The 16,120-nt window shown below is 32.5% G+C and carries 16 protein-coding genes; 8 read left to right on the top strand and 8 right to left on the bottom strand.

From position 1 onward, the window contains the following. Nucleotides 1–170: 170 nt before the first annotated feature. The gene (locus ACM55F_RS08800) at nucleotides 171–2,207 is read left to right on the top strand and encodes a dipeptidyl-peptidase 3 family protein (RefSeq protein ID WP_143388056.1); all 2,037 of its coding nucleotides are present in this window, start codon (nucleotides 171–173) and stop codon (nucleotides 2,205–2,207) included. A gap of 91 nt (nucleotides 2,208–2,298) precedes the next feature. Here ACM55F_RS08800 and ACM55F_RS08795 read toward each other — a convergent pair whose 3' ends face one another. After that, on the bottom strand, nucleotides 2,299–2,487 hold the full coding sequence (locus ACM55F_RS08795) for a hypothetical protein (protein ID WP_143388057.1): 189 nt from the start codon (nucleotides 2,485–2,487) through the stop codon (nucleotides 2,299–2,301). Nucleotides 2,488–2,568: 81 nt separating this feature from the next. On the opposite strand from ACM55F_RS08795, the gene ACM55F_RS08790 reads away from it, so the two are divergent. After that, nucleotides 2,569–2,958 carry a pyrophosphohydrolase domain-containing protein gene (locus ACM55F_RS08790; protein ID WP_143388058.1) on the top strand — a complete coding sequence of 130 codons (390 nt, stop codon included), beginning with the start codon at nucleotides 2,569–2,571 and terminating at the stop codon, nucleotides 2,956–2,958. A gap of 663 nt (nucleotides 2,959–3,621) precedes the next feature. Here ACM55F_RS08790 and ACM55F_RS08785 read toward each other — a convergent pair. Beyond that, nucleotides 3,622–4,689, bottom strand: a complete 1,068-nt coding sequence (locus ACM55F_RS08785; RefSeq protein ID WP_143388059.1) for a branched-chain amino acid aminotransferase — start codon at nucleotides 4,687–4,689, stop codon at nucleotides 3,622–3,624. Between the two features lie 307 nt (nucleotides 4,690–4,996). Between ACM55F_RS08785 and mnmC2 the strand changes: the two genes are divergently transcribed. After that, on the top strand, nucleotides 4,997–5,659 hold the full coding sequence (gene mnmC2 / locus ACM55F_RS08780; RefSeq protein WP_143388060.1) for a tRNA (5-methylaminomethyl-2-thiouridine)(34)-methyltransferase MnmC2: 663 nt from the start codon (nucleotides 4,997–4,999) through the stop codon (nucleotides 5,657–5,659). 147 nt (nucleotides 5,660–5,806) lie between these two features. Beyond that, nucleotides 5,807–6,004 (top strand): hypothetical protein, encoded by a 198-nt coding sequence (locus ACM55F_RS08775; RefSeq protein WP_143388061.1) that lies wholly within the window; start codon nucleotides 5,807–5,809, stop codon nucleotides 6,002–6,004. A gap of 36 nt (nucleotides 6,005–6,040) precedes the next feature. Here the strand turns inward: ACM55F_RS08775 and ACM55F_RS08770 are convergent, their stop codons facing one another. Then, complete coding sequence (locus tag ACM55F_RS08770; RefSeq protein ID WP_416853426.1) at nucleotides 6,041–6,982, bottom strand: LysR substrate-binding domain-containing protein; 942 nt, start codon at nucleotides 6,980–6,982, stop codon at nucleotides 6,041–6,043. 308 nt (nucleotides 6,983–7,290) lie between these two features. On the opposite strand from ACM55F_RS08770, the gene can reads away from it, so the two are divergent. Continuing rightward, complete coding sequence (gene can / locus ACM55F_RS08765; RefSeq protein WP_416853425.1) at nucleotides 7,291–7,926, top strand: carbonate dehydratase; 636 nt, start codon at nucleotides 7,291–7,293, stop codon at nucleotides 7,924–7,926. Between the two features lie 28 nt (nucleotides 7,927–7,954). On the opposite strand, the gene ACM55F_RS08760 is transcribed toward can, so the two are convergent. From ACM55F_RS08760 to ACM55F_RS08750, 3 genes are all read right to left on the bottom strand, one after another. After that, on the bottom strand, nucleotides 7,955–9,157 hold the full coding sequence (locus ACM55F_RS08760) for an LETM1-related biofilm-associated protein (RefSeq protein ID WP_416853424.1): 1,203 nt from the start codon (nucleotides 9,155–9,157) through the stop codon (nucleotides 7,955–7,957). 88 nt (nucleotides 9,158–9,245) lie between these two features. Beyond that, nucleotides 9,246–9,815 (bottom strand): YdeI/OmpD-associated family protein, encoded by a 570-nt coding sequence (locus ACM55F_RS08755; RefSeq protein WP_416853423.1) that lies wholly within the window; start codon nucleotides 9,813–9,815, stop codon nucleotides 9,246–9,248. A gap of 18 nt (nucleotides 9,816–9,833) precedes the next feature. Next, nucleotides 9,834–10,361 carry a superoxide dismutase family protein gene (locus tag ACM55F_RS08750; protein ID WP_416853422.1) on the bottom strand — a complete coding sequence of 176 codons (528 nt, stop codon included), beginning with the start codon at nucleotides 10,359–10,361 and terminating at the stop codon, nucleotides 9,834–9,836. A gap of 441 nt (nucleotides 10,362–10,802) precedes the next feature. Between ACM55F_RS08750 and ACM55F_RS08745 the strand changes: the two genes are divergently transcribed. The 3 genes from ACM55F_RS08745 (at nucleotide 10,803) to ACM55F_RS08735 (ending at nucleotide 12,909) form a co-directional block, all read left to right on the top strand. Continuing rightward, nucleotides 10,803–11,720, top strand: a complete 918-nt coding sequence (locus tag ACM55F_RS08745) for a YihY/virulence factor BrkB family protein (RefSeq protein ID WP_416853421.1) — start codon at nucleotides 10,803–10,805, stop codon at nucleotides 11,718–11,720. A gap of 137 nt (nucleotides 11,721–11,857) precedes the next feature. After that, the gene (locus ACM55F_RS08740; RefSeq protein WP_416853420.1) at nucleotides 11,858–12,286 is read left to right on the top strand and encodes an META domain-containing protein; all 429 of its coding nucleotides are present in this window, start codon (nucleotides 11,858–11,860) and stop codon (nucleotides 12,284–12,286) included. Between the two features lie 104 nt (nucleotides 12,287–12,390). Beyond that, complete coding sequence (locus ACM55F_RS08735; RefSeq protein ID WP_416853419.1) at nucleotides 12,391–12,909, top strand: DUF4251 domain-containing protein; 519 nt, start codon at nucleotides 12,391–12,393, stop codon at nucleotides 12,907–12,909. A gap of 85 nt (nucleotides 12,910–12,994) precedes the next feature. On the opposite strand, the gene ACM55F_RS08730 is transcribed toward ACM55F_RS08735, so the two are convergent. After that, nucleotides 12,995–14,800, bottom strand: coding sequence for an acyl-CoA dehydrogenase family protein (locus tag ACM55F_RS08730; protein ID WP_416853418.1), 1,806 nt, complete (start codon nucleotides 14,798–14,800; stop codon nucleotides 12,995–12,997). A 66-nt stretch (nucleotides 14,801–14,866) separates the two neighbouring features. Further along, nucleotides 14,867–16,048: an acetyl-CoA C-acyltransferase gene (locus ACM55F_RS08725; protein ID WP_416853417.1), complete on the bottom strand. Its 1,182-nt coding sequence runs from the start codon at nucleotides 16,046–16,048 to the stop codon at nucleotides 14,867–14,869. Nucleotides 16,049–16,120 lie beyond the last annotated feature (72 nt).

Genomic DNA, 16,120 nt, shown 5'->3' with positions numbered 1-16,120 from the left:
ATTTCCATTTTATAAACTCTGAATTCAAAAAAATATTGGATTGAAAGTATAATGGCTATTTTAGTTGCATCGTAATAACGAAAATTTGGGAGATGGTTTTTTATTATTTATTTAAAGAATCTATATATTTGTTGAATAATAGTTCATTTAACCACTAAATATAATTAATAATGAAATTACTTAAAATTTCAAGTGTTTTAATTACTCTTGCTATTTCTGCTATTTGTAGTGCACAAATAACAAAAAAAGTTGAAGTAAAAATGACAGAAAAGGACTCTTTTGATTATGTTGTAGAGCAATTTGCAGACATTAAAGTGTTACGTTATCAAATTCCAGGTTGGGAAAATCTTACCCTAAAAGAACAAAGATTAGTTTATTATTTGACACAAGCCGGAACTTCGGGTCGCGATATAATGTGGGACCAAAATTATAAATACAATCTAAAAATCAGAAAAGCGTTAGAGAATATTTACAAAAATTATAAAGGGGATAAAACCTCCGAAGACTGGAAAAATTTTGAAATTTACCTTAAAAGGGTTTGGTTCTCAAATGGAATACACCATCATTATTCCAGTGATAAAATTAAGCCAGGTTTTTCTGCAGCCTATTTCGATGGTTTAATGAAAGTGACTAAAACAGCTTTGTCACCAGCTATTGCAGTTATTATCTTTAATGATATTGATGCAAAGAAAGTTAATCTTGATGAATCGAAAGGTTTATTGGAAGGCTCCGCAATTAACTTCTACGGAAAAGGAATTTCATTAAAAGAAACGGAAGATTTCTATGCTAAGAAAAAAAGTCCAGATCCTAAAAAGCCATATTCTTATGGTTTGAATTCTAAATTAGTTCGCAATGCAAAAGGACAATTAGTAGAAAAAGTTTGGAAAAGTGGCGGTATGTATGGAGCGGCTATCGATAAAGTTATTTATTGGTTAGAAAAAGCCAAAATTGTTGCCGAGAATAAAAAACAAGCGGATGCTTTAGGATTACTGATAAGTTATTACAAAACGGGTAGTTTGAAAACTTGGGATGACTATAACATTGCTTGGTTGCATGCAACTGAAGGAAATATTGACTATATCAATGGCTTTATCGAAGTGTACAATGATCCATTAGGATATAGAGGTTCTTATGAAGGAATCGTTCAGATAAAAGATTTTGACATGTCGGCAAAAATGGAAGTAGTGTCCAAAAACGCTCAATGGTTTGAAGATAATTCTCCATTGATGCCAGAACATAAAAAGAAAAATGTAGTAGGGGTTTCTTATAAAACGGTTATTGTAGCAGGAGAATCAGGTGATGCATCACCAAGTACACCTATTGGAGTAAATCTTCCTAACGCAGATTGGATTCGTGCTGAACATGGTTCGAAATCCGTTTCTTTAAGTAATATTATTGATTCGTACGCTAAAGCTGCCGGAAAAGGAAAATTAGAGGAATTTGCAAATGACGAAGAAGAAATTGTCTTGGCAAAAAAATATGGAGAAATAGGAGGTAAGATGCATACTGCTTTACACGAAGTAGTTGGTCATGCCTCAGGACAAATTAATCCGGGAGTGGGAACTCCAAAAGAATCGTTGAAAAGCTATGCCTCAACACTTGAAGAAGGAAGAGCGGATCTAGTGGGATTATATTATTTGTATAACCCAAAATTACAAGAATTAGGATTAGTTGATGATTGGAAAAAACTGGGGATGGAGTCTTATAATAATTATATCAGAAATGGATTAATGATGCAATTGGTACGTTTAGAATTAGGTGCTAATATTGAAGAATCACATATGAGAAATCGCCAGTGGGTTAGTGCCTGGGTTTTTGAAAAAGGAAAAAATGACAATGTTATTGAGAAAATTACTCGCGATGGAAAAACGTATTTCAATATTACGGATTATGAAAAACTACATGATTTATTTGGGCAATTGCTAAGAGAAGTGCAACGAATCAAATCAGAAGGTGATTTTAACGCAGGAAAAGCATTAGTGGAAAATTATGGTGTAAAAGTAGATCAGAAATTGCATGCCGAAGTTTTAGCGCGTAATAAACAATTTGCTTCTGCTGCTTATAGTGGTTTTGTAAATCCAGTATTGGTTCCAAAGTTAGATAAAAAAGGTAGAATTATTTCGATAGAAGTACAGCAACCGAAAACATTTGCGGAACAAATGTTGAAATATTCTAAAACCTTTGGGTTTTTGCCTTCGGAAAACTAGAAGTATAGTGTAAATAAAAAATGCTCATTTTGAATTGACCCCAAAAAGTTAGACGCTATTTGAGGTTATTTTTTATTCCAAAATAAAGATTTTAACGTTTAAAAAATATTTTTATCATAAACAGAATTCCAATAAAAATTAAGAAACCTACTAATATCTTGTAATTACCTTTATAAAACTCTTTATGTATTCTTAAATCTTTTCGGTAGGCATAAATTGCTGCAATAACAAAAGCAACAAAAAAACAGCCTGCAAACACTAATTGTCCTTGACTAAACATATTTTAAATTATTTCAGGCAAATTTAGTTAATTGTTTAGAAATAGTTACTAATTTGCCTTTTCATTTAATAAAATAAAAATATGCAAAAACAAATAAACTCAGTTAAGGAATTTCATACTGCATTTAAAATAGGGCATAGTGAAATTCCTACGGCCGATTTAGGAGAAAGTAAGCACACTCTTCGTTACAACTTGATGAAAGAGGAAAACGAAGAATATCTGGAAGCAGTTCAAAATAATGATTTAGTAGAAATTGCAGACGCACTTGGCGATATGATGTATATTCTGTGTGGAACTATTATTGAACATGGCTTGCAACATAAAATAGAAGAAGTTTTTGACGAAATTCAACGCAGTAATATGAGTAAGTTGGACGAAGATGGAAAACCTATTTACCGAGAAGATGGAAAAGTAATGAAGGGGCCTAATTATTTCAAACCAGATTTTTCTAAAATACTGGATAATATATAGCAGTTTACAGATTGCAGTTATGAAACATTCATATAAATAACCAAGTTATGAGCAAGCTTACCAAAAATGCACAGAAAAACATTATCAAGAAATGAAGCTGATGAAATTTATAAAGTATTTATTGAACTTTGCCGGAGTTTGTTTAATGAGTTGGTTTGTGTTTTTATCTTATGCACTTATTGTCAGATTTCCAGATTGCGATAACATTATGAATTTAATTTGGAATATAATCGTAGAACTCATTCCAATAATGATTTTCTATCTAATTGTAATAACGGGTGTTAATTATGTTGCCGAAAGAAAAATCGAAAAGAAGCAATTCTCAAAAGAATTTTTACTCCTTTTTTTAATTAATTTACTTTTGATAATATTGGCTATGATTTATTTTTCCTATGAATTTTACACACATTGTGGAGAAATCAGCTAAAAGAAATGAATAATGCCAACTCATAAAAGCGGTTTTGCCGGATTTGGGTATTAGTTTTTAATTTGAAGTTGGTCTTGTACTTGAATGAAAAGTGATAAACCGAAATATAAATCTGAATTTAATCCAAAACTCGAGTAAAGACACGAAGACATTAACTTTGATAGTTATGCAAAGCATAAAAAAAGCGATTTTCAGTATGAAAATCGCTTTTTTTATAAATCTAGAAATTAGGAAATTTACACTTTAACAGTCCAACCAAAAGTATCTTCCTCCAATTTATTTTGGATATTGGTCAATTTATCTTTTAATTGTAATGCTATAGCGTTTTCAATTTTTGGTAATTCATGATAAACATCTTTATAAGAGAATCCAGAAATTGGACTTACCACCGCAGCGGTTCCGGCTCCAAATATTTCTTTCAAAGTTCCATTTTCAGAAGCTTCAACAAGTTCTGAAACTAAAACGGGACGAATTTCTACATTTATGCCTTCACTTTTTGCTAAATCAATTAGCGTTTTTCGGGTTACACCATCAAGAATTCTTTCGCTTACAGGAGCAGTTAGTAAAGTGTCGTTTATTCTAAAAAATACATTCATTGTACCTGCTTCTTCAAGTTTGGTATGCGTTGCATCATCAGTCCAAATTACTTGTTGAAATCCTTCTTTATTAGCTAAGTCGGTAGGGTAAAACTGCGCAGCATAATTTCCGGCAGCTTTTGCAGCTCCTATTCCTCCATTTGCAGCTCTACTAAAATGTTCCGCAATAAGTACTTTAACATCACCAGAATAATAAGCTGATACAGGAGACAAAATAATCATGAATTTATAATCATCTGATGGATTTGCAATTACTCCAGTGCCTGTAGCAATCATAAACGGTCTAATATACATGGAATTTCCTTTTCCTTTTTTTATCCAAGCTTCATCTAATTGTAACAATTGATTTAGACCATTCATAAATACATCTTCCGGAACTTCTGGCATAGCCATTCTTACAGCAGATTTATTGAAACGGTTGTAATTTTCATCAGGTCTAAAAAGCCAAATGTCATTATTGTCATCTTTGTATGCTTTCATACCTTCAAAAATAGCTTGGCCATAATGAAAAACTCTTGTAGACGGATCTAACAAAAAAGGAGCGTAAGGCTTAATGACCGGTTTTTGCCATTCCCCATTTTTAAAATCACATTCGAATAAATGATCTGTAAAAACAGAACCAAAGCTTAAGTTTTCAAAATCTACTTCATTTATTTTTGAAGTAGGAGCTTTAATTATTTCAATTTTGCTAGTTTGAGTTGTACTCATAATAAGGTATTGTTTATTTTTATTTTTTATAAGTGATATGCTTGAGTATTAAAATCTTTGGTTTTTTACAAAGCGAACTTTAATGTTTGCAAAATTAAATAAAAATCACTGAAATACTTATGATTATTCCATTAATTATAGCATTTAACTGTGATTTGTTTATATTTTAAAAAATGGAAATAAATAGAGTCAATTTATATGAAATTTATAAAAAATATAGATTTTTTGAGACTATTACGTTTTAGTTTTGATTAAATTTGACCGTCTGATAAAGCTATTAAACTAAGAACAACCTCAAATTATAATTTTGAAAAGAGAAATAATCCAAACACTTGACGGTTCCACAACTATTCATTTACAGGAATGGGATGAATGTTATCATTCTAAACACGGGGCAATACAGGAAGCGCAACACGTTTTTATCAAAAATGGATTGTCTTTATTTCAAAACAGACAAATTTCTATTTTAGAAATTGGTTTTGGAACAGGTTTGAATGCGTTTATCACTTTTCTGGAAGCACGAAAAATGAATCAATCGATCGATTATGTAGGAGTGGAGGCCTATCCGATATCAGCAGAGGAAGTTGTATCTATGAATTATGTTGATGAGCTGAATGCGGGCAGTGAAAGTGCTGTGTTTAAAAAAATGCATGAAAGTAATTGGGGAGAACAGATTGTTTTGAGCAATGATTTTTTATTGACAAAAAGAAAACAATTTTTTGAAGAAATTGATGATTTAGAAAAATTTGATTTAATCTATTTTGACGCTTTTGGATATAGAGTTCAGCCGGAATTATGGAGTACCGAAATTTTTAAAAAAATGTATAATAGCCTTAAACCAAAAGGAGTTTTGGTTACTTATGCAGCTCGAGGTGTTGTAAAAAGGAGTATGATAGAAGTAGGCTTTACTGTCGAGAAACTAGAAGGCCCTCCTGGGAAAAGAGAAATGTTTCGTGCCAAAAAAAAATAATAAAACACGGAGATTTATAGTTTATAAATTGCTTTTTTATAGTTGAAAAAAAAAATAAAAAAGAATGTTAATTAGTCATGTTGTGTATTAAAAAAATGTATTTTTACAATAGTTAATAAAAATTGATAACCCAAATCTTAATTTATTATGTCGAAAATTATGTTCGATTACACAAAATCAGTACTTGAAAGAGTAAGTTTTGACCCGATGCTTTTTTGCAAAGAATTAGAAAAAGCGATTAAAACATTATTGCCATACGAAATGGAACAATTGCGAGAGTGGTTACTAAATTTCACGATTGGAAAGCCAGAATTAAAACAATGTTTACTTATCGTAAATTCATAAAAAAAAAGGAACCTGAAATTGGTTCCTTTTTTTATTTTATTTTTTCTGAAGAGGACTAATAATTTGAACATTTTGAAAAACGATTGCTCCTTTTATGACACCTGCAATTGTATTTCTAAGTGCATCAATTATCTGAATCTTTAATTCGCTTTTTGGGAAAATCAAGCTGACTTCTCGTGCAGGTTTTGGTTCCTTAAAATGGCGTAGTTTTATTTTGTCAGATTCTTTCAAATCTAATGTATGTAAATAAGGTAATAATGTAGTTCCTAAGCCTTCATCGGCTAATTTTATTAAAGTTTCAAAACTTCCGCTTTCTATTTGAAAATGATTAATCTCATTTTTACCTGTATTTTTGCATAAGTTCAAAATTCCATCACGGAAACAATGTCCGTCCTGCAATAGTAGAATCTCATCTAAGTTCAAATCAGAGACTTCTATTTCTTCTTTTTGGAAATTATGATGACTCTCCGGGATATAAGCTACAAAAGGTTCAAAGTACAAGACAATTTCTTTAATTTTTTCTTCCATCAAAGGAGTTGCCGCAATAGCAGCATCAAGATGTCCGTTATTGAGTTTTGTAATAATCTCTTCCGTGTTTAACTCTTCAATTATGAGCTTTACTTTGGGATATTTTTTTATAAAATTACTCAAAAACATAGGTAGTAATGTTGGCATAATAGTAGGAATTATTCCTAATCTGAATTCGCCGCCAATAAAACCTTTTTGTTGCTCTACAATATCTTGAATTCTGTCGGCTTCGTTAACAATGTTCTTAGCTTGATTGACAATTTTTTGTCCAATATCCGTAAGCTGGATTGGCTTTTTTGTTCGGTCAAATATTTGAATACTTAACTCTTCTTCAATTTTTTGAATTTGCATGCTCAAAGTAGGTTGCGTTACAAAACATTTTTCGGCAGCAAGAGTGAAATTTTTATGTTCGGCCACAGCCAAGACATATTTTAATTGAGTGATTGTCATGTTTATAATAATTTCTGATGCAAATTTAGTGAAACTATAATTTTTTGCTATAGTGTTTTCGATTAAAAGTGATGCTAAAGTTTACATTTGAACGAAAAATATATAAAAAAAGTACCTGATAACGAAAATAGCTGTTTTAGAAGTAGCTGTTACAGAATCTGAATTAATTGTAACTTTCTCTTGGGGTAAGAATTATAACAATATTAAAGCGAATGTGAAATAATATGAAAAATGGAAAATGTTTTTTTTTAGGTAAATAAAACGATTAATTTTATTTTACATTTGATTTAACAAAGACAGCATTTCTTATGAGCGATTTTTATAAAAAAATATTAGAAAATAATAAAAAATGGGTCGAAACTTCTTTAGCAAGTGATCCGAATTATTTTCAAGATTTGGCCAAAGGACAAACACCACCATTATTATGGATAGGCTGTTCGGACAGTAGAGTTCCCGCAAACGAAATTGTTGGTGCAAAACCAGGAGAAGTTTTTGTTCATAGAAACATTGCCAATATGGTGGTACATTCTGATATGAATATGTTGAGTGTTCTGGATTATGCAGTAAATGTTTTGAAAGTAAAGCATGTACTGGTATGTGGACATTATGGTTGTGGAGGTGTGAAAGCAGCTATGGGAAATGAATCAATTGGCATCATTGACAACTGGATTCGTCATATTAAAGATGTATACCGCTTACATCATGAATATTTAGATTCTATAGTTAATGAAAATGATCGATTTAATGCTTTTGTAGAAATTAATGTCAAGGAACAGGTGTTTGATTTGTCTAAAACTTCTATTGTGCAAGCAGCTTGGAAAAATGGACAGGAATTAACATTACACGGTTGGGCATACGGATTGAATTCTGGATTCGTAACTGATTTAGATGTTAATATCAGTTCTAATAAAGATTTGGATGATGTATATAAATTAAAATTCTAATAAAAAAATCGCTTTCGGGCGATTTTTTTTATTCATTTTCGTCTAGGTTTTCATTAAAAGCCGACGGTAAAAGTGTAGGAATAAATTTTATCAAAATGGGTAATAATAAACTACCGCCAGGAAGTAAAAAGATAGTCAACGAAGGAATCGTTTTGCAAATCTCCAACAACTGTTTTTTTACTTTTTTCTTTTCTTTTTCATCCAAATCCCTGCGAGTGGAATAGGCTAATAAAAGCATTAATTCTTTGCTTTGAACAATTTCCTTAATCAATCTGTTTTTATTACGGCTTATCAGCGTAACAACACTTTGTGTGGTTTGGTCATAAAAGTGTTTGACAGGATTTGAATAATTAAAATAAGGAATCTCTTTTTTATGTTTAGTAATAAATGCATTAGTGCAGTTTATACTCCGATCTACAAAATCATCTGAAACTGATAGAATTTCTGCTAATGAATGCAAAAAGTAGGCTTCATCATTTTCGATTTTGCCATCACTCCACAGTGCCATTCCAGCAATATCTATCAAATAATATTTTTCTAATTCATTTGTAAAATAATCCAGTTGAAGTGTTTCCAGACTTTGGACAGAAACTCTGGAGAATTTGCTATACCTAATTGACGCTTCAAAAAGTTTAATCAACAGATCGTCATATTGCGATTTATTGGACTTAATTTTTAGGGCAAGTGTGACGATATTAACTATCGTTTCTTCAATTTTTTTTAGGTATTTTTCAGGAATTGCTCCATGTATCAAATATTGGCGAAAAGCTAGTATATCAATAAACAATAGAGCATTCGTTACAAGATGGGAGAAATTTTTACTGATGACAGTATCATTGGTTTGGACGCGTTCATCAATTATTTTTTCCAGCGTTAAAGAAAGAGAATGTTTAGGCATTATTTTTTTAAATAAATTAAATCCCTCAGGATTCATTTGATTGTAAAAAGTAACGACCTGCTTAATGAAATTTTCAGAACTAATTTCCTCGTCGGTCAGACAAAAAACGTCGTATAAAGTGTTTAATAATGCAACTTTAGAAATCTCTTCCTTAAACCATCCTTTGGTATTAATTGTATTTACGGTTTCAAATGCAATTATATGGCCGTAAATAAAACCGGTATTTCTGACTTTATGATAAAATGAATCAGTAGTTTTAGAAACAGTTTCCTTAGAAAATTTTTGTTCTATAAAAAATTTATCTATCCAACCTGATGCTGAAGGGTTAATCATTGTTTTAATTTGAAGCTACAAAGCTATGTTTTTTATTATGGTTGCTTAGAAAAGTTTAGGTTAAGTTTTAATTATTTATTGCTAAATATTAATCCCTAGATTTTTTATTTTGAGTGCAAAAGTTTATGATTTCGTTTATCCTATTGTTTCTTGTTTCGGCTCTTTTAGCTTGGTTAAGCCAATAGAGATAACTTTTTCTATAGGAAGGACTAAAATTTTTATAATTTTCGAAGGCGGAACTATTTTTGCTAAAAGCCATTTCCAGATCTAATGGCATAATCAAATTCTCCACCGCATCTAATGAAGTCCAACTGCCGTTTTTTTTAGCAATTTCAATTTTTGCTAACCCACTTTCATGCATTAGATTTTTTTTGATGAGTTTTTCGATATACGTTTTATTGAGTTTACTCCAAACACTTTTATCTTTTCTTGGGGAAAAAACTTGTTTCCGACGCTCCTCGTCCATTTTTCTTACTGTTGAATCAATCCAACCGAAACAAATGGCAACTTGAACAGCTTCTTCCCATCGCATACTTTCAAATTCACTACTCACCTTGTAAAAAATTAGATATACGCCTTTTGAAGAATGATGATTTTGGTCCAACCAATCCCGCCATTCTTTTGTGTTTTTAAAATAGAGGTGCTCTTTATCTTCCAATTGAAATCTAAAAAAAAGCTACTTAATAATAGCAGAACAGGCTACTCTGGCTCCAGCATTACCCGCAGGTTGTGAAACATAATCATCAGCTCCCTGATGAACGATCAGCCCTTTTCCCAGAATGTTTTTAGTTTGATCTTCGGAACCAATGCTCCATTCATTGGTTGTGAAAGTTATAGTTCCATTTCCTTTTCCATCAGCAGTAAAATTTCCTATATCACCTTTATGCGCTTCACCTTCTCCTAATTTTCCGTGTTTTTTGAAAGTTGGATTCCAATGTCCTCCTGCAGAACTTCCATCAGCAGCGGTACAATCTGACTTCTCATGAATATGTATTGCATGAACACCAGGAGTTAATCCGGCTAATTTAGCAACAAAAGTTACTGTGCCATTTTTTTCAACAAATGTGGCTGTGCCTGTAACATTACTGTTACTTTTTGATTCGAAAACGATGTTTAATTTTTTAGAATCACTTGAATCGCTGCTTGTTTTGCAACCAATGACTACAGCAATAAGTAGGGCAAGGGATAAGAATATTTTTTTCATTAGTAATGGATTAATTTTTTATAAAGTTAATGAAATATAATTTGTATTGAAAAAAAGATCTTATTTTTCGGAAACAGTGCGGTTTTCCAAATTAATAAATTGTACAGAAACTATGTTTATACTGGAAAAAGTTTCAATCTAAGTATTTGGATTTAGCTGTTATTGTTTCTATCAGTATAAAAATATTTGGCATATTGGTATATTTTTAAAATGACGTAAGCACATCAACATAATAGGTTGTTGATTTCCTTCAGCATAAAGAATACTACTTCCTTTTTTAAAGGAATTATGTAAAATTCATTTCAAATTGGTAAACATTATCTTCGTAATTTTGAAAGCACCAGAATTTGATAGAGTCATAACATTTGATTGTTATTTTGTAAATAAATGAAAATCAGAAAATCAGAATTCTTTCTTTTGAATGAATATAAAAAAATAAAAATGAAACATAAAGAAATTGCCCTGACAAGTTGGAGTTTACTCAAGCGTACCTATCATGAATTTGACGATGACAATGCCATAAAATTAAGTGCTTCATTGTCCTATTACACTATATTTTCACTGCCTCCATTGTTAATTATTATTTTGTCTATCTTTAGTTTTTTCTTTGGAAGAGAAGCGGTTACCGGAAGATTCTTTGGTCAAATTAATGGAATGGTTGGTAATGAAGCTGCGATTCAAATTCAGGAAACCATTAAGAATATTGAATTGTCCGACAGCGTTACATTTGCAACGATATTTGGAGGAATTATGTTGCTAATAGGTGCTTCGGGAGTATTTGCTGAAATTCAAAGTTCTATCAATTTTATTTGGGGTTTAAAAGCAAAACCGAATAAAGGGATTGTGAAATTTCTTAAAAACAGACTCATGTCCTTTTCTATGATTGCTTCAGTTGGTTTTTTATTGATGGTGAGTTTGATGGTAAATACAGTGATGGACATTGTTAATATACGGTTGCTTGTTTATTTTCCTGACACAACGGTTTATATATTCTATATTTTCAATACATTAATTTTATTTGCGACTACAACAATGTTGTTTTCGATTATTTTTAAAACATTACCTGATGGGGATATTGACTGGAAAGATGCTTTGATAGGATCCAGTTTTACTTCATTTTTCTTCATGTTTGGCAAATTTGCCATTGGTTTTTATTTAGGAAGTTCAACGGTTGCAACCGTTTATGGTGCTGCGGGTTCAATCATTATTATTTTAATTTGGGTGTATTATTCGGCTATAATCTTATATTTTGGTGCGGAATTCACCAAAGTATATGCCAACGCACATGGGAATAAAATTATTCCAAATGCTTATGCTGTTGGAATTAAGGTGGAGGTGATAGAGCTTAAAAAGAAATAAATTATTTATAATTCCTGAGATTTTAGGAATTCGAGAAACGATTTTTAAAACTCTTTATTTTTGTAATATTTTTTTTAACCTAAAAACTGGCAATGTTTTTGTTCTATTTTTGAAGGTATAAAATTAAAACCAATCATATGAAAAAAATAATTTTGGTGCTAACTATGGTATGTTTGGCATTTATTTCTTGTAATTCATTAAAAACAGCAACGAGTAAAACAGCTTCGCTTGAAGGAACTTGGGAGTTAAATTATGTAACAGGACCAAGAATAGCTTTCGAGGGATTATATCCAAATAAAAAACCTACTATCACTTTCGACTTGAAAGGGAACAGCGTTTCAGGAAGCAACAGTTGCAACCGTTATTCCGGGAAATTAAATGTTGATGGAAATGCAATCAGTTTCAAAGATCCAATGGCGGTAACCAAAATGTTTTGTCCCGGAGAAGGGGAGAATATTTACATGGCAACACTTCAAAAAATAGATGCCTATTCAGTTTCAGAAGATGGAAAAACACTGAATTTTATCATGGGCGATATCGCAATGATGCGTTTTGAGAAAAAATAAATTCAGAATTTCATAGCAACCAAATCTTCTTAAATTTTTGAGGATGTATGTAATAGTGTTACCAATTATCAAATACTTATAACTAAATATTAAAAATGGATAACATGAAAACGAAAATGTCAATTTTAGTACTGTTTCTATTTCTGATTGTAACAGCAGGTTATACTCAGGAAAAAAGTAAGAAACAATTAAGAGGGGAACGTAAAATCGAAAAAGAAAAACAAATAGCTGCTTTGGTTAATTCTAAAGAGTTTGTTTTTATTGGAAGAACAGCCTTGCCTCAAGGGTTTAGAACTATAGATTTGACTACGAATCCGAATTACGTGGAATTTAAGCCAGATAAAATTAAGAGTGAAATGCCCTTTTTTGGTAGAGCTTATAGTGGTGTTGCTTATAGCAGGGATGGAGGGTTACATTTTGAAGGAAGCCCAAAAGAATTTACTGTTGAAAAAGAGAAAAAAGCCTATCAGATAAAAACGGTTGTTAAGGGAGATAATGATATATATACACTTTTTCTTTCTGTTTCTTTTGGAGGTAGCGCAACACTTACCATTAGCTCTAATAATCGAAGTACCATTTCTTACTATGGAGAGATAAGACCAATAGAAAAAAAAACAAGTTAAGTAATTTTTATTCAATAAAAAACCGTCTTGTTTTAGCACATGACGGTTTTTTTACAAGTAAATTCAACTAAAAAAGATATCCTAATTAGAAACAATATTCATTCTCAGCTACTAATTTTGAAGTTATAATTTCTCTTAAACCTACAATATTTGGCATATTAGTATATTTTGTAAAACGGCGTAAGCCCATTAACATCATGCGTTGTTCATCGCCTTCAGCAAAAGAAATTACACTTTCTTTACCTTTTTGAGTTACAATATCAACCGCTTTGTATAAGTATAATTTTGCCATTGCAATTTGCTCTTGTACTTTGGCTTCTCCTGCTGTCTTGGCTAATTTTTCGGTTCTAAGAATAGTACTTTCTGCCATGTAAATTTCAATAAGAATATCAGAAGCTGCCATCAATAACTGTTGATGAGCATCTAAATCCGGGCCATATTTTTGAACAGCTCCACCGGCAACCATTAAAAATGCTTTTTTCAATTTGCCAATCATTTCTTTTTCTTCGGCAAATAATTCAGAATAATCCGGAGTATCGAAAGATGGAATTCCCATTAATTCTTCTTGCACTTTTGATGCAGGTCCAAGTAAATCAACGTGACCTTTCATGGCTTTTTTAATCAACATTCCTACAGAAAGCATTCTGTTGATTTCATTCGTTCCTTCGTAAATACGTGCAATTCTCGCATCTCTCCATGCACTTTCCATCGGAGTGTCTTCAGAAAATCCCATTCCACCAAAGATTTGAATTCCTTCATCGGCACAGTTTTGAATATCTTCAGAAACAGCCACTTTAAGGATAGAACATTCAATAGCGTATTCTTCAACTCCTTTTAGTTCCGCTTCTTGATGGGAAGATCCTTCCCCTTCACGAGCCATAATTCGGTCTTCAATATCTTTTGCAGCTCTGTAAGAAGCACTTTCTCCTGCATAACAACTAGTAGCCATTTCAGCTAATTTAGCACGAATAGCGCCAAATTGAGAAATTGCAGTGTTGAACTGGATTCTTTCGTTTGCATATTTCACAGATCCTGAAATCACTCGTCTTTGTGCATCAAGGCAAGCTGCTGCTAATTTGATACGACCTACATTCAAGGCATTCATTGCGATTTTAAAACCATTGCCTCTTTCGGATAACATGTTTTCAACAGGAACTTTTGTTTCACTGAAGAAAACCTGACGCGTAGAGGAAGCACGAATACCTAATTTATGCTCTTCTTCACCCATTGAAATTCCGTTATCTGGTGTGTTTTCAAGGATGAAACCAGTTATGTTTTTATCATCACCAATACGGGCAAAAACGATGAATAAAGAGCAAAATCCTGCATTAGAAATCCACATTTTTTGTCCTGTGATTTTGTAATGCGTTCCGTCTTCTGATAAAACGGCTTTTGTTTTTCCGGAATTGGCATCAGATCCTGCGCCTGGTTCTGTCAAACAATATGCTCCAAACCATTCGCCAGAAGCTAATTTAGGAACGTATTTTTGTTTTTGTTCTTCTGTACCGTATAATGTAATTGGCATCGTCCCAATTCCGGTATGTGCTCCAAATGCAGTTGAGAATGAACCCGTTGCTCCTGAAATATAATCACAAACTAACATTGTAGAAACAAATCCCATTCCTAATCCACCATATGCTTCAGGAACAGCAACTCCTAAAAGGCCCAAATCTCCCGCTTTTTTCATGGTTTCTTGTGTATACGCATAATCTTTTTTCTCAAAACGATCTTTGTGTGCCCATAATTCTTTGTCCACAAACTCTTTTACAGAGTCACGCATCATTAATTGCTCTTCCGAAAAATCTTCCGGAGTAAAAATATCTTCGCACTTTGTTTCTTTAACCAAAAACTGACCGCCACGGGTTACGTTTTTTTCAATTGTATCTGCCATTTTTTTATTTTTTAATATGTTTTTAGTTATAATCTAAATCCTCAATAAACGGATGGAAATCTTTGACTACAAAAGTTCGTAAATTCCTGCAGAACCTTGTCCAGTTCCCACACACATACTCACAATTCCGTATTTACTTCCTCTGTGTCTCATTTCGTCAAATAATTGAACAGAAAGTTTAGCACCTGTACAACCCAGCGGGTGTCCTAATGCGATTGCTCCACCATTGACATTGATGATGTCAGGATTTAGGTTTAACTCACGAGTAACTGCCAATGCTTGTGATGCAAAAGCTTCGTTTAATTCGATTAAATCAATATCATTCAAGGTTAATCCGGCTTGTTTCAATGCTTTTGGAATCGCTTTTACCGGTCCAATTCCCATGATTCTTGGTTCCACTCCTGCCGAAGCGAAGTTTACCAAACGGGCGATAGGAGTAAGGTTCAATTCTTTTACCATTTCTTCGCTCATGATTAGAACAAATGCTGCTCCATCACTCATTTGAGAAGAATTCCCTGCAGTAACGCTTCCGTTCGCTTCAAAAACGGGTCTTAAACCTGCCAAAGCTTCTACTGAAGTTCCGGCTCTAGGTCCTTCATCTTTATTTACGACATACGATTTAGTTTCTTTCTTGCCATTCTCATTGATAAAGGTTTGTTCCACCGTAATAGGGACAATTTGCTTATCAAATCTACCTTCGGCTTGCGCTTTTAGGGCTTTCATATGGGAGTTATAAGCAAACTCATCTTGGTCGGCACGAGATACATTGAATTGTTTGGCAACGGCTTCCGCAGTTAGCCCCATTCCCCAATAGTAATCTTCGTTTCCAGCTTTTGCAACAGCATAATCCGGAGTCGGTTTGTAACCTCCCATTGGAATAAAACTCATGCTTTCGGCACCACCAGCAATGATACAATCCGCCATTCCTGATTGGATTTTGGCTGTTGCCATTCCGATTGTTTCTAATCCTGACGCACAATAACGATTAACAGTTACACCAGGAACGTCCTCGATTTTTAATCCCATCAAAGAGATTAATCGTCCCACGTTTAATCCTTGTTCTGCTTCTGGCATGGCATTTCCTACCATGACGTCATCAATACGTTTTTTGTCGAAATCAGGCAACTCATTCATCATAAACTGAATCGTTTCTGCTGCCAATTCATCTGGACGTTTAAATCTGAACACACCTTTTGGGGCTTTCCCCACGGCGGTTCTGTATGCTTTAACTATATAGGCTGTTTTCATGATTATTATTTTGAATTTTGAATTATAAATTTTAAATGAAGCTCATTCATAATTTATAATTCATAATTTATA

Origin of the sequence: Flavobacterium melibiosi, from assembly GCF_048158545.1 — a bacterium.
Taxonomy (GTDB): Bacteria; Bacteroidota; Bacteroidia; order Flavobacteriales; family Flavobacteriaceae; genus Flavobacterium; species Flavobacterium melibiosi.
This window is presented reverse-complemented; position numbering and strand designations above follow the sequence as displayed.